The organism is Ruegeria sp. C11 (assembly GCF_056537725.1).
Genome location: NZ_JBQFSB010000018.1, coordinates 1 through 15,858 on the forward strand (window position 1 = coordinate 1; position 15,858 = coordinate 15,858).

Annotated in this window: 18 protein-coding genes and 1 pseudogene; 10 read left to right on the forward strand and 9 right to left on the reverse strand. The window is 57.9% G+C overall.

Annotated features, from left to right (window positions below; genetic code table 11):
* Window positions 1-326 (forward strand): annotated as a pseudogene (gene glyA / locus ACR0NA_RS21175) (serine hydroxymethyltransferase); the annotation flags it as partial.
* A gap of 52 nt (window positions 327-378) precedes the next feature.
* Here glyA and ACR0NA_RS21180 read toward each other — a convergent pair.
* Window positions 379-870, reverse strand: coding sequence for a winged helix-turn-helix transcriptional regulator (locus tag ACR0NA_RS21180; protein WP_480732479.1), 492 nt, complete (start codon window positions 868-870; stop codon window positions 379-381).
* Between the two features lie 123 nt (window positions 871-993).
* Here ACR0NA_RS21180 and ACR0NA_RS21185 point away from each other — a divergent pair, with 123 nt between their 5' ends.
* Window positions 994-1,728 (forward strand): SDR family oxidoreductase, encoded by a 735-nt coding sequence (locus ACR0NA_RS21185; protein WP_480732481.1) that lies wholly within the window; start codon window positions 994-996, stop codon window positions 1,726-1,728.
* Between the two features lie 13 nt (window positions 1,729-1,741).
* Window positions 1,742-2,344, forward strand: coding sequence for a DsbA family protein (locus tag ACR0NA_RS21190; RefSeq protein WP_480732483.1), 603 nt, complete (start codon window positions 1,742-1,744; stop codon window positions 2,342-2,344).
* A 20-nt stretch (window positions 2,345-2,364) separates the two neighbouring features.
* Here ACR0NA_RS21190 and ACR0NA_RS21195 read toward each other — a convergent pair whose 3' ends face one another.
* The 6 genes from ACR0NA_RS21195 to ACR0NA_RS21220 all read right to left on the reverse strand — a co-directional run bounded on the left by ACR0NA_RS21195 (window position 2,365) and on the right by ACR0NA_RS21220 (window position 8,169).
* Window positions 2,365-3,264, reverse strand: a complete 900-nt coding sequence (locus ACR0NA_RS21195) for a MurR/RpiR family transcriptional regulator (protein ID WP_480732485.1) — start codon at window positions 3,262-3,264, stop codon at window positions 2,365-2,367.
* A 78-nt stretch (window positions 3,265-3,342) separates the two neighbouring features.
* Window positions 3,343-4,806, reverse strand: coding sequence for an aldehyde dehydrogenase (locus ACR0NA_RS21200; protein WP_480732487.1), 1,464 nt, complete (start codon window positions 4,804-4,806; stop codon window positions 3,343-3,345).
* Between the two features lie 19 nt (window positions 4,807-4,825).
* Entirely contained in the window at window positions 4,826-5,863 is a 1,038-nt protein-coding gene (locus ACR0NA_RS21205; RefSeq protein ID WP_480732489.1) for an LLM class flavin-dependent oxidoreductase, read from the reverse strand.
* Window positions 5,864-5,866: 3 nt separating this feature from the next.
* Window positions 5,867-6,784: a flavin reductase family protein gene (locus tag ACR0NA_RS21210; RefSeq protein WP_480732491.1), complete on the reverse strand. Its 918-nt coding sequence runs from the start codon at window positions 6,782-6,784 to the stop codon at window positions 5,867-5,869.
* Window positions 6,771-7,595, reverse strand: coding sequence for an alpha/beta fold hydrolase (locus ACR0NA_RS21215; RefSeq protein WP_480732494.1), 825 nt, complete (start codon window positions 7,593-7,595; stop codon window positions 6,771-6,773). Before ACR0NA_RS21215 ends, ACR0NA_RS21210 begins: the two co-directional genes overlap by 14 nt.
* Window positions 7,567-8,169, reverse strand: a complete 603-nt coding sequence (locus ACR0NA_RS21220; protein WP_480732496.1) for an amino acid synthesis family protein — start codon at window positions 8,167-8,169, stop codon at window positions 7,567-7,569. The genes ACR0NA_RS21215 and ACR0NA_RS21220 overlap by 29 nt, the downstream gene beginning before the upstream one ends.
* A gap of 103 nt (window positions 8,170-8,272) precedes the next feature.
* Here ACR0NA_RS21220 and ACR0NA_RS21225 point away from each other — a divergent pair, with 103 nt between their 5' ends.
* The 4 genes from ACR0NA_RS21225 to ACR0NA_RS21240 all read left to right on the forward strand — a co-directional run bounded on the left by ACR0NA_RS21225 (window position 8,273) and on the right by ACR0NA_RS21240 (window position 11,585).
* A complete protein-coding gene (locus ACR0NA_RS21225; protein ID WP_480732498.1) occupies window positions 8,273-8,959 on the forward strand; it encodes a GntR family transcriptional regulator in 687 nt (228 codons plus the stop codon).
* A gap of 121 nt (window positions 8,960-9,080) precedes the next feature.
* Window positions 9,081-10,937, forward strand: a complete 1,857-nt coding sequence (locus ACR0NA_RS21230) for an SLC13 family permease (RefSeq protein WP_480732532.1) — start codon at window positions 9,081-9,083, stop codon at window positions 10,935-10,937.
* Between the two features lie 106 nt (window positions 10,938-11,043).
* Window positions 11,044-11,289 (forward strand): type II toxin-antitoxin system CcdA family antitoxin, encoded by a 246-nt coding sequence (locus ACR0NA_RS21235; RefSeq protein ID WP_480732500.1) that lies wholly within the window; start codon window positions 11,044-11,046, stop codon window positions 11,287-11,289.
* Entirely contained in the window at window positions 11,289-11,585 is a 297-nt protein-coding gene (locus tag ACR0NA_RS21240; protein ID WP_480732502.1) for a CcdB family protein, read from the forward strand. The genes ACR0NA_RS21235 and ACR0NA_RS21240 overlap by 1 nt, the downstream gene beginning before the upstream one ends.
* A 60-nt stretch (window positions 11,586-11,645) precedes the next feature.
* On the opposite strand, the gene ACR0NA_RS21245 is transcribed toward ACR0NA_RS21240, so the two are convergent.
* Window positions 11,646-12,530, reverse strand: coding sequence for a LysR family transcriptional regulator (locus tag ACR0NA_RS21245; protein WP_480732504.1), 885 nt, complete (start codon window positions 12,528-12,530; stop codon window positions 11,646-11,648).
* A 117-nt stretch (window positions 12,531-12,647) separates the two neighbouring features.
* Here ACR0NA_RS21245 and ACR0NA_RS21250 point away from each other — a divergent pair, with 117 nt between their 5' ends.
* The 3 genes from ACR0NA_RS21250 (at window position 12,648) to ACR0NA_RS21260 (ending at window position 14,935) form a co-directional block, all read left to right on the forward strand.
* On the forward strand, window positions 12,648-13,391 hold the full coding sequence (locus ACR0NA_RS21250) for a class II aldolase and adducin N-terminal domain-containing protein (protein WP_480732506.1): 744 nt from the start codon (window positions 12,648-12,650) through the stop codon (window positions 13,389-13,391).
* A gap of 4 nt (window positions 13,392-13,395) precedes the next feature.
* Window positions 13,396-14,424, forward strand: a complete 1,029-nt coding sequence (locus ACR0NA_RS21255; RefSeq protein ID WP_480732508.1) for a fatty acid desaturase — start codon at window positions 13,396-13,398, stop codon at window positions 14,422-14,424.
* A gap of 193 nt (window positions 14,425-14,617) precedes the next feature.
* The gene (locus ACR0NA_RS21260; protein WP_480732510.1) at window positions 14,618-14,935 is read left to right on the forward strand and encodes a non-heme iron oxygenase ferredoxin subunit; all 318 of its coding nucleotides are present in this window, start codon (window positions 14,618-14,620) and stop codon (window positions 14,933-14,935) included.
* A gap of 44 nt (window positions 14,936-14,979) precedes the next feature.
* Here ACR0NA_RS21260 and ACR0NA_RS21265 read toward each other — a convergent pair whose 3' ends face one another.
* Complete coding sequence (locus ACR0NA_RS21265; RefSeq protein ID WP_170657501.1) at window positions 14,980-15,858, reverse strand: DMT family transporter; 879 nt, start codon at window positions 15,856-15,858, stop codon at window positions 14,980-14,982.

The window sequence follows — 15,858 nt, forward strand, 5'->3', positions numbered from 1 at the left end:
TGGTGCTGGTCGACCTGCGCCCCAAGGGCGTCAAGGGCAACGCCACCGAAAAGGCTCTGGGCCGGGCGCATATCACCTGCAACAAGAACGGCGTGCCGTTTGATCCTGAAAAGCCCACGATCACCAGCGGCATCCGCCTGGGGTCGCCCGCCGGCACCACCCGCGGGTTCGGCGAGGCCGAATTCCGCCAGATCGCCGACTGGATCATCGAGGTTGTGGACGGTCTGGCGGCCAATGGCGAAGACGGCAACAGCGCCGTCGAGGCCAAGGTCCGGTCCGAAGTCGCCGCCCTCTGCGCCCGCTTCCCGATCTACCCGAACCTATAAAGACACCCTCTTTGAGACACGCAAACGGCGCCACAATGGCGCCGTTTCCGATTCAGATCAGGTTCTGGCTTGCATTCTGCAGCCGCCGGACGGTTGCCGGGCTTGCGCCGGGGCCGGGTATTGCGCGCAGGTTTTCCGGCTTAATCTCGGCCCCGTCCGCATCAAAGAAACGAGTTGTGTCCAAAGGGCGGCCGGTTTCCCCGTTCAAATGCATTACCGGCTCTTTGCCCGGCCCGTATTCGAATGTATTGGCCCACTCACTCATGGTGATCATCACCGGCAACAGGGCTTTGCCCTTTTCCGTCAGGCCATAGGCCGTTCGGGTTCCGTTTACACCAATTTCGATCTCTTCGAATATCGAATGATCCACCAGTACCTTCAGACGATCCGACAGGATATTTCGCGACGCGCCGGTGTTTCGCCGGAATTCCGTGAACCGGGTTGCCCCATAGAATGCTTCCCGCACAAGCAGCCATGTCCAACGATCCCCGAAGATATTCATCATCGCCGCAATACCGCAGGTATGCGTGTGCTGGTTCGCCATCTGTGATCTCCGAATTTTGTCTTGAGACACGACTAGCACAAATATGGTTGCTTTTCGAGACCAAGTAGAATTAGTCTTGAAACAAGACCAACCAGTGTTCACGCGACAGAAAAGGGATGGACGATGTCGGAAAAGCAGGCCTGCCTGATCATCGGTGCGGGGGACGATACCGGCGCAGCCATTGCACGCGCCTTTGCAAACGAAGGCATGATCGTGTGCCTTGTGCGCAGGCCGCGTCATGCCGAGGCACTGGAAGCCCTCGCGGCCTCCATCCGTGACAGCGGCGGCGAGGCGCTTGCCATGCCCACTGATGCACGCGACGAAGAGGAAATGGTGGCCCTGATAAACCGCATCGAGGCCGAAGTGGCGCCAATCGAAGTCGCCATATTCAACATCGGCGCAAATGTCCGCTTTTCCATCACCCAGACGACAGCGCGCGTTTATCGCAAAGTCTGGGAAATGGCGACATTTGCTGGCTTTCTCATGGGGCGCGAGGTTGCCGGCAAAATGCTGGAACGCAAGCGGGGCACGATCATCTTTACCGGCGCCTCCGCCAGCATTCGCGGACGTGAAGGGTTTTCGGCTTTTTCGGGTGCCAAACACGCGCTCAGGGCCCTTGCTCAATCCATGGCACGCGAGCTTGGGCCAAAGAACATCCATGTGGCGCACACCGTGATCGATGGTGCCATCGATTCAAACTTCATCCGAGAAAACGTGCCGGGCGTGGATGACTTGCGCGAAAACGATGCTCTGCTGAACCCCGATGCCATCGCGCAGAATTATGTAATGCTGCACAAGCAGCCACGAACCGCATGGACGCATGAGCTGGATCTGCGTCCATGGACCGAAAAATGGTAAGGAGAGTGTGGCCATGACCACTACGATCGATTTCATATTCGATTTCGGCAGCCCAAATGCCTATTTCGTGCACAAGGTCTTGCCGGATATTGCGCAGCGGGCGGGTGTTCAGGTCAACTATATCCCGTGCCTGCTGGGCGGGATATTCAAAAGCACTGGCAATCAGCCACCTATGGTGGCCTTTGCCAACGTGCCCGCAAAAATGAACTATGAACGGCTGGAGATGCAGCGGTTCATTGCCCGGCATGGACTGACCAAGTTCAACTTCAACCCGCACTTTCCGGTGAATACGCTGATGTTGATGCGCGGGGCCGTTGCTGCGGAACTGGATGGGACATTGGCGGCCTATTGCGACACCGGGTTTCAGGCAATGTGGGAAGATGGCCTTAAGATGGATGACCCATCGGTGATGGCCGAAGTTTTTGACAAGGCCGGTTTCGACGGACAGTCGATCCTTGAGCGCACACAGGACCCCGAGGTCAAGGCGCGGCTTGTTAAAAATACCTCTGACGCTGTGGATCGCGGGGTCTTTGGATCTCCGACTTTGTTCGTTGGGGACGAGATGTTCTTTGGCAAAGAACGTCTTGGTCAGGTCGAAGAGATGATCAACGGGTAATCATAGGGCAGGGCGCTGGTTTACAGACGGATTTTCGGCTGTCGCGGCGCAGTCCAATAGGCGCCGGAATCCTCGCGGGTTGCCTCGTATCTGGCAATTCGCCTCTGTGCTTCCTCACCACCGGCAGAGACCAGATGCCCGATCAGGCATTCGATCACCGCCATCGCCCCGCCGTAGCAGCCAAAATAGTGTTGTGACTGAGTGGTGACCGGAAACACCACATCCGGTTCGACGCGCGGGGCGATCACCTCGCTATCGGAAATCAGGATAAGGCGTGCGCCGCGTTCCTTTGCATAACGAAGGGATTGGATCGTGTCGGCGGAATAAGGGGAAAACGTGATCCCGATCAGACAGTCCCTTTCATCCGCCGTGATCAGCTCATCCACCGCCGATCCCACATGTCGCGGAATAAGCTGAAGACTGGGCAATGCCATTCGGCCCGCATAGTGAAAATAGTAGGCCAGAGCATAGCTGGCGCGTGTAGCGGTGACGTAACACGTGCGCGCTGTGGTCATGTGTTTCAGCGCCGTCGCAATTCTGTCCTGCGTCATCAACCGCAGGGAACGCGAGACGATATTGATTTCGTTTCTTGCGACAAGCGCCTGATTGCGGGCCAGATCATCGCCACCCTCAAGGCGCCCCAACCAGTCCTCACCCAGCTTTTCCTCGCGGTCGGTCATCAGCGCCTGACGAAACGGGTCGCGAAAAGGTTCGAACCCGTCGAACCCCATGCGTTGCGCCAATCGCACCAGAGAGTTCGGGCTTACCCCGATCTTGTCCGCCGATACCCGGATCGGGTCCATGCCAAACTCGCCGGGGTGGTCGATGATGTGTTTGGCCACAGATTTCAGCCGGGGCGGCATCGTGTCGATATCCGCCTTGAGGCGGGCAATCAGGCGGGATTTGCGATTCTGGTCCATGCCCAATAAAAACATCTGTTCTGAAAACTGGAAAGCACGAACAGACTTGGGTTAGTGGTCCGGAACTCTTTCCAGAAATCAGCGCATCACGAAGGGGTCCGGAATGGGGTCGTCGCTGGTACGCAGCCAGACAGACTTGATCCTTGTATAGTCCAATGCCGCCTGAAGCCCGCCTTCACGGCCATGCCCTGACAGTCCATGCCCCCCGAAGGGCGCAATCGGGCTGACGGCGCGATAGGTATTCACCCAGACTATTCCGGATCGGATTTTGCGGATCATCCGATGTGCGCGTGTCAGGTTTTGGGTAAAGACACCGGCTGCCAGCCCGTATTGGGTGTCGTTGGCGATGCGGATTGCTTCGGCCTCATCCTCAAAGGACACCACCGACAGAACGGGGCCAAAGAACTCCTGACTTAGGCTTGGGGCGTTCGGCGCGTCGGAACAATCAAGAATGGTCGGGGCAAAGTAGAACCCATCTCGTTCAAGTGCCGCGCCGCCGGTGATCAAATCTGCCCCTTCGTCCACGGATTGAGCAATCAGGCCCAGTGCATTGTCGCGCTGGCGCAGAGTGCAAAGGGGACCAACCTCGGTCGCCATGTCATCAGGAGCGCCGATAACAACCGCTTCGGCTTTTTCCTTCAAACGCCTGAGGAATTCGTCCTTGATCGAGCTTTGCACCAGCAACCTCGACCCGGCCACGCAACTTTGACCGGTGGCTGCAAAAATGCCCGAGACCTGCGCGTTTACCGCGCTTTCGATATCGGCGTCATCGAAAACGATGAAAGGGGATTTTCCGCCAAGCTCCAACGAGGTCGACGCCAGGTTTTCGGCCGAATTGCGAACGATATGGCGCGCGGTTTCCGGACCGCCTGTAAAGGCCACGTGATCCACTAATGGATGGCTCGTCAGCGTTGCGCCCACATCAGGACCGCCGGTGATGACGTTCAGGACACCTTTCGGAAACCCCGCCTGATCAAAGATTCGGGCAAATTCCAGCATCGGGGCAGGGGCGTCTTCGGACGCTTTCAGGACAACGGTACACCCCGCCGCCAGCGCGGGTCCGATTTTCACCGCCGACAGGAACAGCTGCGAATTCCACGGGACGATCGCGGCGACAACACCAACTGGTTCGCGGCGTAGCCAGACCTCCATGTCTGGCTTGTCGATCGGCAGATGGGCACCTTCTATCTTATCGGCAAGGCCCGCGTAATAACGATAGTATTCGGCGACATAGGCGATCTGGGCGCTGGTTTCGCGGATGATCTTGCCCGTATCGCGGGTCTCGATCGCGGCCAGGTGCTGTGCGTTCTCGCCAAGCAATTCCGCAAGACGCAGCAACAGCTTGCCCCGGCCTGTGGCCGTCATGTCCGCCCATTCCGGGGAAACAAACGCAGTCGATGCAGCTTGGACTGCGCGTTCCACATCTCCGGTGCTAGCTTGGGCCATTTTTGCCCACGGCTTGCCCGTTGCCGGGTCCAGACTGTCGAACTGAGCTGAGCCGTCGGAAAACTCGCCGTCGATATAGTGCTGAAATATCTGCATTTCTGCTCCTGACAGGGCCTTATTGAAAGGCGGGCATCACGTCGTTGATGAATCGCTCAAGCGAGGCTTTCTTGCGCTCGAACGTCATCGAACTGTCAATCCAGAAGGAATATTCGTCATATCCCAGCGCTTCATAGGTTTTCAGCCGTTCAATAACCTTTTCGGGCGTGCCGATCACCAGATCTCGTTCCATCGCATCGGGCGAGTATATCGGATGGGCCGCAATTTCGTCTTCGGATAGCGGTTCGATCAGACCTTGCGTGACATCGCGTTTGTTCATGAACCATGCGCCAAAGTAGCAGTAGAAACGGTTCAGCTCGACGGCGCCCAGTTTGGTGTCTTCTTCGCTGTCAGCCACGTATGTATGCATCAGTAGCATGATCTTTGGACGTGGCCGTTCCGGGAATTTCTCGCAGGCGGCGTTGAATTTACTCATCAGGTCATGAATTTCCCCGTCCCCGTTCCACAGGGGCGTGACCTGCACGTTGCACCCGTTTGAGACGGCGAATTCATGGCTGTTGGGGTCGCGCGCCGCAATCCAGATCGGCGGTCCGTCTTTTTGCAGCGGCTGCGGGGACGAGGTGGTTTTGGGGAACGAATGAAACTCTCCGTTATGGTCATAGTCGCCTTTCCATAGGGCCTGAACCGCAGGTACCAGTTCGCGCATGCGCTGACCGGCCTCCCACGCGTCCATGCCAGGCATCAGGCGTTCATACTCAAAGGAATACGCTCCGCGTGCGATGCCCAGCTCAAGACGGCCATCGGTGATGATATCGGTCATCGCCGCCTCACCCGCCAGCCGGACCGGGTGCCAGAAGGGCGCGACCACCGTACCGGTGCCCAGCCGCACGTTTTCGGTGTGACGCGCCAGATCGACAAGGTTCAGCATCGGGTTGGGCGCGATAGTGAAATTCATACCGTGATGCTCGCCCGTCCAGACCGCATGCATCCCGCCCCGGTCAGCGATTTTGCACAGCTCGACAAATTCGTCATAAAGCTGTTTCTGATCCTCATCCGAGGAAATGCGCTCCATATGCGCAAAAAGCGAGAACTTCATGCCTCAACTCCCTGATGTCATCGGGCGAACGGTGCCGCTGACCTGATTGCCGAAATATATCCCGAAATTCCCCAACTTACTTTCATCCGCGAACCGTTCCAGCATGGTGCAGATCGCCGGATCTGCAATGTCCATCAGGGTTGTTGGTGTAAGCTCGGTGAACATGCCTTGCGATGTGGCGTCATCACTTGCCTGACACAGAAACGAGATATGTTGCATTCCGCGCGCTTCGTCTTCGTAAACGGAATAGATAAATCCGGGCTCGGCCCTTGCGCCGCTTGCATCGATGAGCCGCTTCAATGCTGCTGTCGCGCCGTCCTTGCCGACCTTTGCTTCCGCAAGGGACAGTTGCCCGTCGCCGGGATCAATCAACAGAACCTTGCCCTGAAATTCGATCAGCGCCGACACCACGAGGTTGGTGGAATTGCTCAGGGCTTCAGCCTCGGCAGCAGGTGTCACATAGGCCCCGCGTGCATAGCCCAGACCGGGGCGGGTGGTGTTTTCAAAGGCTTCGACCTTGCCGATCAGGATCAGGTGGTCACCCGCTTCGACCGTTTGAAACACGGAACAGTCGAACCATGCTGAGACGCCGTCGAAAATCGGCGCGCCATTTGGGCCGGTTTGCCAGTCCACCGCTGCAAACCGATCCTCAACGGGACGCGCAAAGGTGTTGGAGACATCCATTTGCGCATCAGACAGGATGTTGATGGCAAACCCGGTTGCTGTACTGAACGCCTGATAATTGCGGGAGCTGTTGGCAAGGCAGACCGACACAAGCGGCGGATCAAGGGATACTGAGGAAAAGGAATTTGCCGTAAACCCCAGTGGATTGCCGTCGTGGTCATGGGTTGTGACAACGGTCACACCGGTCATGAATGCGCCGAACGCGTCGCGCAGCGCGCGTGGATCAATCGTGCTCATCGCTCGTCTCCCATTCCGCTGCAGGTGTGTTCAGCCAATCTTTCAGAGCATCGTTAACCTGCGATGGTGCTGTCAGGTTCACCATATGTCGATGCCCGCTGATCACTGCAGACCTGCCGTTCAACGCCGCCTGCGCCATGGCCCGGGACATGGCCGGAGTAGAATTCTGATCGCCCTCACCGGTCAGTGCCAGCAAAGGGCAGGAGATCGTGGAAAACCGATCCGCATAAGTGGCGTCACCGCGTGCAAAGGCCCGGTAGGCTGTCGCATAGCCATGAATATCCACCGTCGACAGCCATCCGGCAACCTGTTGGCGGGCACTCTGATCGGCGGGACCTGTGCCGAACCAGCGCGACAACGGAGTTTCAAGATCAAACGAGCCGTTGTGGATTTCTGCGGCGCGTGCTTCGACGGCGGCGCGGGCCTCGGCCGTGCGCCGGAATACCCCGTTCAGCAACGCAACCCGGGACACCATTCCCGGATGTGTCACGGCGTATCCACCGGCCACAAGCGCGCCCATGGAATGGCCCGCAAGGCTGACCGGACCTGTGTCCAAAGCCAGCAGAACAGCATGAAGCCAGTCCACGAACTCGGGCAGTTCGGCCCCGTCGGGCAGGGGGGCGCTGCCGCCATGTCCGGGCATGTCAATTGCCACGACGCGATGGCTATCCGATAGGGCATCGATCTGCGGGCCCCAAGCGCTGGACTGCATACCGACACCATGGATCAGCACCACGGTCGTACCGGTTCCTGCTTCCTGACAGGTGACCCGACCGAATGGCTCAGACAGCTGCAGGGTTGTCAACGTCATGGCCCAGTTCCTTGAGGTCCTGATAACGGTCGCCGATGCGGTGATGCGGCCGCCCGCCGATCGAGGCGCCAAGGGCGACTACAATCTCATCCGGCGCCGGGGCGTCCGCCACCTGCAGCTGGATGGTCAGATAATGGCTGCGCCGTCCACCGTCGTTCTTGTCCATCAGCGGAATCTGCAACGGCGCGTTCGCCGGACCCCGGGTGTTGGTGAACGCAAGATAAGACTTTGCGCCCACCGCCTCGCGATAATGGTTCCCAAAACGCAATGTGTGGATCAGGGCCGAGGCATGTTCGACCTCGCCGTTCACACCAACAATCGCGGATTTTCCGTAGCCTTCGACCTTGTCACCGCCGCCGGTGGCATCAAGGACCATGCCGGTCAGCAGCTCGCCCAGACCCGGGGCGCAGTCGTGAATTGCGGGCCTCAGGTCTTCGACAAATCCCTGGCCGGCCCACGGGTTTCGGATCACGGCAACGGCCGCAATCATCTTTAGGGGCGTTGCTGCTGTTTTACCGCCTTCGATCAGCGTGGTTTCGACATGCAGCAGGGTCTTGCGGATTTCAGCAGGCATCGGGGACCTCGGGTGTGATTCTCTGCGACACAAGATGGTATACCATAATACGGTATGTCAATATAGCTTGCCCGCTCAGACTTGCACTGCTATTGCGTGGCTCATGACCAGACCTGAGCTTGCAAAGATACCGCACCCCCCGGCCACCCTTCGTGACATGGTGCAGGAGCGTATGCGCGACGCGATTATCGAGGGGCATTTCAAGCCGGGTGAACGTCTGGTCGAACGCCCTTTGTGCGACCAGCTGGGCGTCAGCCGGACAGTCGTTCGCGAAACGATCCGCTATCTCGAGGCCGAGGGATTGGTCGAGATTCTGGCCGGACGCGGCCCCATCGTTGCACGGATGAGCTGGGACGACGCGCGCCAGATTTACGACATTCGCCGGATGCTGGAAACCGCGGCAGCCCGAACCTGCGCCGAACGGATAACGCCAGCACGGGCCGACCGCCTGCAGAAGGCGCTGGATCGTTTGAAACAGGGCTTCAAGGACAGCGCACCGGGCAATCTGTTTCGGTCAACGTCGGATTTCTACTCGGAAATCTTTGACGGCGCAGGGCATCATATAGCCTGGGAAGTCGTGCAGCGTCTGAACGGGCGCATCAGCAGGTTGCGCATGATGACCCTCGCCTCTTCCGAGCGCGCGCGTCCGGGGCCAGATCATATGCAGGCAATCTGCGATGCGATCCTGTCCGGTGACCCCGATGCAGCAGAAGCAGCCGTCGCCCGGCATCTCGATGATACGACCGCCATCGCAGAGCGGCTCTTGGCAGAAGACGCAGGCAAAGACTGAAGCATGACGCTGAAAATCGAAAACTCATGACAAGACTGCGGTGATCGCCTAGGCTTTTTCATTACACTATTAATACAAGTACCAGGTGGTCCTGTTGGAACAATTGGCCTTTACTTTCGAGATGGGTGTGGTTTGCGCACTGTTGGCCTTTACTGTTTTTCTTTTCGTGTCCGAAATCGTTCGAATTGACCTGTCCGCCATTCTGGTTCTGGTCATCATCGGCCTTCTCAGCTATGCGCCCGGCCTCGAAAATCTGGCAAACGTCCCACACCTGTTCGACGGCTTTGCCTCAAACGCGGTGATTTCCATCATAGCCGTCATGATCGTTGGCGCCGGACTGGACAAGACAGGTCTCATGAACAAGGTCGCCGCGATTATTCTGAAATATGGGGGCACAGCCGAGAACCGGGTGCTGCCGATTGTGTCCGGTACGGTGGGAGTTATTTCTTCGTTCATGCAGAATGTGGGGGCGGCCGCGCTTTTCCTGCCGGTTGTCAGCCGGATATCCTCAAGATCGGGAATTCCGCTGTCGCGCCTGCTGATGCCCATGGGATTTTGCGCCATTCTGGGTGGGACGATGACGATGGTCGGCTCATCCCCGCTTATCCTGCTGAATGACCTGATCCTGACCGCAAACGAAGGCCTGCCTGAATCTCAGAAGATGCAGCCGTTCGGCCTGTTTTCTGTCACGCCGATCGGTGCTGCACTGATCCTGTCGGGGATTGCGTATTTTCTGTTGCTTGGCCGATGGGTGCTGCCGGGCGATGCCGGGTCGGACAACACCGGTACGGGTCAGGGAATGCAAGAATATTTGCAACGGGTTTACGGTCTGCAAGCGGATGTCTTTGAAGTGATAGTCCCCGAGGACAGCCCTCTGGTCGGTCAGATTCTGGCTGACATCAATCATGAAAACCACCTGTACATCATCTCTACCTTTTACCGCGGCAAGACGTCGATGGTTCAGGTTCTGACGGCCGAGATTGCTGCGCCCTGCAGGCTGGCCATCATTGGCCAGCGCTGGGTGGTAGAGGAATTCGCCAAGAAATTCGGGCTGACTGTCCTTCCGGAACTGGACATTTTCGTCGAGGAATTTGCCCCCACCAACGCGGGCATCGCCGAGGTGGTTGTGACACCTGACAGCAAGCTGATTGGAAAATGCCCCCGCGAACTTCTGTTCCGCAAGACATACGGCATGTCACTGCTTGCAATTCATCGCGGCGAGGAAACGCTTAGCCACGTTGAAACGGACACGCATCAATCCACCCAGATCGGGCTTGAGAACTTTCACGCAGGCGACATGCTTGTGGCCCATACCCGCTGGGACAACCTGATGCGGATCAAACGCGATCCGGATTTTGTCGTGGTAACCTCAGATTTTCCACAAGATGAACTGCGGCCGCAAAAGGTTGGCTGGGCGCTGGCCTTTTTTGCTGTTTCGCTATCGCTGATTTTGTTCACGGATGTGCGGTTGTCGCTTTGTCTGCTAACCGGTGCCGCAGGTATGATGCTAACCCGCGTGCTCAGCGTGGACGAGGCATACCGGGCCGTGGGATGGAACACCGTATTTCTGTTGGCATGCCTGATACCCTTGGGTCAGGCCGTGCAGAATACTGGCACCGCGGCTTGGATCGCCCAGCAAATCATGATCATTCTGAATGGTTGGCCGATCTGGTCCCTTCAGGCCGGAGTCGCGATACTGGCCACCGCGTTCTCGCTGGTAATGTCCAATGTCGGGGCCACGGTGTTGCTGGTGCCACTTGCCGTGTCAATTGCGGTCGCGGCAGGCGCCAACCCGTCTGTCTTTGCGCTTACCGTCGCCATTTCGACGTCAAACAGCTTTATCATCCCAACACATCAGGTGAACGCCCTGATCATGGGTCCCGCTGGCTACAAGGTCATGGATTTCGTGCGTTCGGGCGGGGTGATGACGGTCCTGTTTCTGGTTGTCTCTCTGGTCATGCTCAACCTCATGTTCTGAGGTGTTGCCCGTCTAGACATGACTGCATCCAAAAGCGTGATTTCAGGCTGGGCATTGTTGCACACACTGAAAGTGTGTACTGTTTACACATGAAAGGGGGCCCGTCATGTCCCGGTCTGCAACAGACAAGCAACGCACGAACGTCACTTTGAATGCCGGGACGCTGGCGAAGGCCCGTGAACTGGGTCTCAATGTGTCTGCAATCAGTGATGCAGCATTGGCCCGCGCGGTTGCGCAGGCTGAGGCCAAGGCATGGGCCGATGAGAATTCCGCCGCGATTGCCGAGCGCCGGGAATGGATCAGGGAAAACGGAACGCCATTGGCGGATGTCCAGGTACTGAAAATCCACTGATGGCTCAGTTCCATGCCTATCGTATCGCGGACGACCGACTTGTTCTCGATCTTCAATCCGATCTGATTGAAACCGGAACACGTGTTGTCGCGCCGCTTATTCCGTTGTCACAAGGGCCCACCCCTCTGGCCAAGCTAGAGCCCATTTTCCAGATCGGTGAAATTGCTTACGTGCTGCACACGGCCGAACTGGCGGCGGTTCCTTCGGGTATCCTGAAAGGTCAGCCGCTTGCCGACCTGACCAGGCATGACTATCAAATCCGCCGAGCGCTCGACATGGTGTTTTTGGGGTTCTGACTGCCCACACCCAACCTCTTTTCATTTCATGCAAGGGTATCGCGCCTTTCCCCGATACAGTCACGGCATGGCCTGTATTTCCTCGTGCATCCAATCCAGAAAGGCGCTGCTGGCGGGGGTGACCGCATGCGGTGACGGAGCGAACAGATAATAGCCTTCGACAAGCGGCGCGCTGGCGGCAAAGGGACGTATCAAACGGCCATCCGACACCAGATTTGATACCAGTGTGTCATGGGCCATTGTCATCCCGGCCCCGTTTAGGGCGGCGGTGATTGCAATGACATAGGTCGAGGCCAGATTGATCTCTCCGGTCCTGTTGAATGGCACGCCACAGGCCTGGCGCCAGGCATCCCATGTGCCGATTGTACCCGCGCAGTCAAAAAGGGTTGCCGTTTCCAGATCAAACTCACCTTTCTGATAGTCAGGTGCACAAACCGGATAGAACCGGTCATTGGTCAGCCGTTGCGCGGTTTCGGACATCTCTTCTGGTCGTCCGAACCGAATTTCCAACGCCGCATGTTCTGCATGCCGCTCAGGATCCCAGATGGGTGTCACGATGTTCAGAACCAGCCATGGATGACGCGCATAGAGGCGATGCAATCGCGGTGCCAGCCAAAAGACCGAGAATGCCATGTTGCATTGCAGGCTCATCATCTGCCCCCGATCCCTACCGATAAAGGATCGGGTGCTGCTGGCGATCAGGCCAAAGGCTTCGCGAATGCCGGGCAGGTAGTTTGCGCCGTCTTCCGTAAGTTCCAGGCGGCGCGTTTTTCGGATGAAAAGATCGCGCCCCAGAAACGCTTCGAGGCTGCGAACATGCTGACTTACCGCGGATTGCGTCAGGTTCAGCTCGGTTGCGGCGCGTGTGAAATTCAGATGTCGCGCACTCTCGTCAAATGCGCGCAACCAGGTCAGGGGGGGCAGGCCGGATGGCTGATTTGTCATGATAAACGCATCCATTAGTTTTCTTAATGGCATAGCCCGGAATTCATCATTTGTCACCAAATCCCGGAGTCTGGCATTTCTTTAGAATTCTGAAAGGAACGCACAATGCTTCAGCCCATGACATCGACGAACCTAACACACTGGCCGGAACGTACTGACCTGGCTGCCACTTTCCGGTGGACTGCCAGATTGAACATGCACGAAGCCGTGGCGAATCATTTCTCGCTTGCCGTCAACGAGGATGGCACCCAATTCTTGATCAACCCGAACCAGCGCCATTTCAGCCGGATCAAGGCGTCGGATCTGCTTTTGCTGGATGCAAACGATCCTGATGTTCTGAACACACCGGATGCACCGGATCCAACGGCCTGGGGGCTGCATGGGTCAATCCACCGCCGCTGCCCGCATGCGCGCTGCGTCATGCATGTGCATTCGATCCATGCCACCGTGCTGGCCTGTCTCAAGGACAGCACCTTGCCGCCAATCGACCAGAATACCGCCACGTTCTACAATCGCTATGTCGTGGATGAAGACTTCTCGGGTCTTGCCTTTGAAAGTGAGGGTGAACGATGTGCCTCCATGCTCTCTGACCCGAAGATCAAGGTCATGATCATGGGCAACCACGGCGTGCTGGTAATCGGCGATTCGGTCGCGGATACGTTCAACCGGCTTTATTATTTCGAACGTGCAGCCGAAACCTATATCCGCGCGCTGCAATGCGGCGTGCCCCTGCGGGTTCTGTCGGACGAGATTGCAGAGAAAACAGCCCAAGAGCTGGACGATTACCCGGGTCAGGCAGAACAGCATCTGGCCGAGCTCAAAGCCATACTGGACCACGAAAACGACGACTACGCGAGCTGACACAATGCCTGATTACGTTCCCACCAATGCGGCGTCTTCCAGTGTCAGGCTGGACAAGAAGACCCTCAAATCCATTGCGGCAAGATCCGATGCGCCGGGGCTGATCTATCTGGCCAAATGGGCCGCTGCCCTGACCGCGACGGGTGTTCTGGTCTGGCTTGCGCTTGGGACGGTCTGGGTGTGGCCTGCGATGTTCATCCACGGTGTCATGCTGACGGTGCCGGCCTATTCCGCCAGCCACGAAGCGGCGCACGGTACGGCTTTTCGGACCCGCTGGCTGAATGAAACGGTGCTGTGGGTTACGTCGCTTCTTTATATGGAGGAGCCTCTGCACCGGCGCTACACGCATACAAACCATCACACCCACACATGGCACGTCGGCAAAGACAGCCAGATGCCATTCGACACGCCGATGGGGTTTGGCGGCTGGCTGACAGAGGTTACCGGGTTTGGGTTGCTGCGGTTTCACATGCAGGTGTTCTGGCATCTGGCCATCGGCAAATATACCGACACCATGAAAATGGTCACACCCGAGGATGAATTTCCCAAGATGACCCGCAATGCCCGGATCATGCTGGCAATCTATGCCCTGATCGCCATCGCACCTTTTGCGGGCATCTGGTGGCCGGTCTGGTTTATCGTGATCCCCCGCATCCTCGGTGCGCCCGTCATGTTGCTGTTCACGCTGATCCAGCATGTCGAGCTGCAGGAAAACTCGCCCTCGATCCTGGAAAGCACCCGGTCGTTCAAGGGGCATTGGCTGGCTGATTTTCTCTACATGAACATGAATAACCATGTGGAACATCACCTGTATCCGCAGGTGCCATTTCATGCGCTGCCTGATCTTGCCATAGCGATCAAGGAACAGGTGCCGGAACCCGACCCGGGTTTTCTGCGCACCAACTGGGAGGTGTTCGTCGTCACCCTGCGCCGGTCTCTGGGGTGGTCGACCAAGGCGGAGTCCATTCGGCAGGCGCCGCATATGATCACCGATGGCGGCCCGGTCAATCGCATCGCCGAGAGGACGATGTAAGACGAACCGGAGCCAGCAAAAAAGCCAGGTCGCCCGGACATGTCCGTACCCCGTGCATGTCCGGCGCCTGCACCATCCAATTCAGGGGAACGGGTCGCCGCCCTTTCAATGCTCCATGCGGAAGCCGCCGCCAAAAGTTTCCCTGTTCCGCCATCAAATTACAAACAGACAGCCAACAAGAAAGACCCGAGATATGAACGACTGGGTACATGCGTGCGCCACAGATGATGTGGATGAAGAGGACCTGATCCGTTGGGATCATGGCGGCCAGACCTATGCGATCTACAACACCGACAAGGGGTTCTTTGCGACGGATGGCCATTGCACCCACGAAGAGCAGCACCTTGAGGATGGTCTGGTCATCGATCAGGTCATCGAATGCCCTCTGCACGGTGGACGCTTTGATATCTGCACCGGCAAAGCGCTGTCCGCGCCGTGCACCGTTGATCTGAAAACCTATCCGGTCAGGATCGAAGACGGGCAGGTCTACGTGCAATTGCACAATACCTGAGCATAAGGGCGATTGGAGGGTCAGCTCCCGGAAGGTTCACGGCGTCAGTCCTTGGATCGCCGGACAATGTAGACCCCCGCCAGACACAGCGCAAAGCCACCGGCCACACGCCATGTTACGGGTTCTCCAAGTATCAGCCAGGCCAGCGCGATGGCCAGTGGCGTAACAAGGTAAAGAAGGGTCGATACGCGAGTCGTATCGCCACGCTGGATCAGCGCGACATAGAGGCTGATGGAAATCAGGGAATTGGCAACCACCAGATAGGCCAGCGACAGGATCAGGTCCGGGTGCCAGTGGACCACCATCGTTTCGGTGGTAAAGGCGATGGGTAGCAAAACGGCAAAACCCACGACGTACTGCACCATACCGCCAAGTACCGGGTCACTGCGCCGTCCGTGCAGTTTTTCCAGCAAGGTGGCGGCGGTCAGACCAAAAAGCGCGCTGACCGCAAGCAGCCCGGCAGAAAGAGGTGCGGCGTTGGTCCGATCAAAGACACATATCGCAACCCCGACAAACCCCAGCGCCAGACCGGCCCACATCACGGGCCTGCCGCGCACTTCTCCGACCAGCGGTGACAATGCGGCAACCAGCGCGGGCTGCAAGGCCATCACGATGGCCGTGGCGCCAGCGCCGAGCCCCTGTTTCATCGCCTGATACGCCAGCCCGAAATAGACGCACTGGATAAGAAATCCGCTGGCAGCCATGGCGGCCCAATGAACCGGATCGCGCGGCAGTGCCGGTCGGAACACCGCCAGCAGCGGCAAAAGGCACAGAACTGCCAGACCATATCGGATCGCCAGCATGGTCATCGGTTCGATATAGGGCAGCCCCAGCTTGGCAAAACTGTAGCCGCCTGCCCAGAACAGCACGAACAGAACCGGCGCACCTGTCCAGAAAACCGAGACCGCGCGTGCCGTGGTCAT

Bases quoted from the DNA above. Each gene is read 5' to 3' on its own strand.
- ACR0NA_RS21180 (WP_480732479.1), bottom strand. From the start codon at position 870: ATGGCGAACCAGCACACGCATACCTGCGGTATTGCGGCGATGATGAAT.
- ACR0NA_RS21185 (WP_480732481.1), top strand. From the start codon at position 994: ATGTCGGAAAAGCAGGCCTGCCTGATCATCGGTGCGGGGGACGATACC.
- ACR0NA_RS21190 (WP_480732483.1), top strand. From the start codon at position 1,742: ATGACCACTACGATCGATTTCATATTCGATTTCGGCAGCCCAAATGCC.
- ACR0NA_RS21195 (WP_480732485.1), bottom strand. From the start codon at position 3,264: ATGGACCAGAATCGCAAATCCCGCCTGATTGCCCGCCTCAAGGCGGAT.
- ACR0NA_RS21200 (WP_480732487.1), bottom strand. From the start codon at position 4,806: ATGCAGATATTTCAGCACTATATCGACGGCGAGTTTTCCGACGGCTCA.
- ACR0NA_RS21205 (WP_480732489.1), bottom strand. From the start codon at position 5,863: ATGAAGTTCTCGCTTTTTGCGCATATGGAGCGCATTTCCTCGGATGAG.
- ACR0NA_RS21210 (WP_480732491.1), bottom strand. From the start codon at position 6,784: ATGAGCACGATTGATCCACGCGCGCTGCGCGACGCGTTCGGCGCATTC.
- ACR0NA_RS21215 (WP_480732494.1), bottom strand. From the start codon at position 7,595: ATGACGTTGACAACCCTGCAGCTGTCTGAGCCATTCGGTCGGGTCACC.
- ACR0NA_RS21220 (WP_480732496.1), bottom strand. From the start codon at position 8,169: ATGCCTGCTGAAATCCGCAAGACCCTGCTGCATGTCGAAACCACGCTG.
- ACR0NA_RS21225 (WP_480732498.1), top strand. From the start codon at position 8,273: ATGACCAGACCTGAGCTTGCAAAGATACCGCACCCCCCGGCCACCCTT.
- ACR0NA_RS21230 (WP_480732532.1), top strand. From the start codon at position 9,081: ATGGGTGTGGTTTGCGCACTGTTGGCCTTTACTGTTTTTCTTTTCGTG.
- ACR0NA_RS21235 (WP_480732500.1), top strand. From the start codon at position 11,044: ATGTCCCGGTCTGCAACAGACAAGCAACGCACGAACGTCACTTTGAAT.
- ACR0NA_RS21240 (WP_480732502.1), top strand. From the start codon at position 11,289: ATGGCTCAGTTCCATGCCTATCGTATCGCGGACGACCGACTTGTTCTC.
- ACR0NA_RS21245 (WP_480732504.1), bottom strand. From the start codon at position 12,530: ATGACAAATCAGCCATCCGGCCTGCCCCCCCTGACCTGGTTGCGCGCA.
- ACR0NA_RS21250 (WP_480732506.1), top strand. From the start codon at position 12,648: ATGACATCGACGAACCTAACACACTGGCCGGAACGTACTGACCTGGCT.
- ACR0NA_RS21255 (WP_480732508.1), top strand. From the start codon at position 13,396: ATGCCTGATTACGTTCCCACCAATGCGGCGTCTTCCAGTGTCAGGCTG.
- ACR0NA_RS21260 (WP_480732510.1), top strand. From the start codon at position 14,618: ATGAACGACTGGGTACATGCGTGCGCCACAGATGATGTGGATGAAGAG.
- ACR0NA_RS21265 (WP_170657501.1), bottom strand. From the start codon at position 15,858: ATGACCACGGCACGCGCGGTCTCGGTTTTCTGGACAGGTGCGCCGGTT.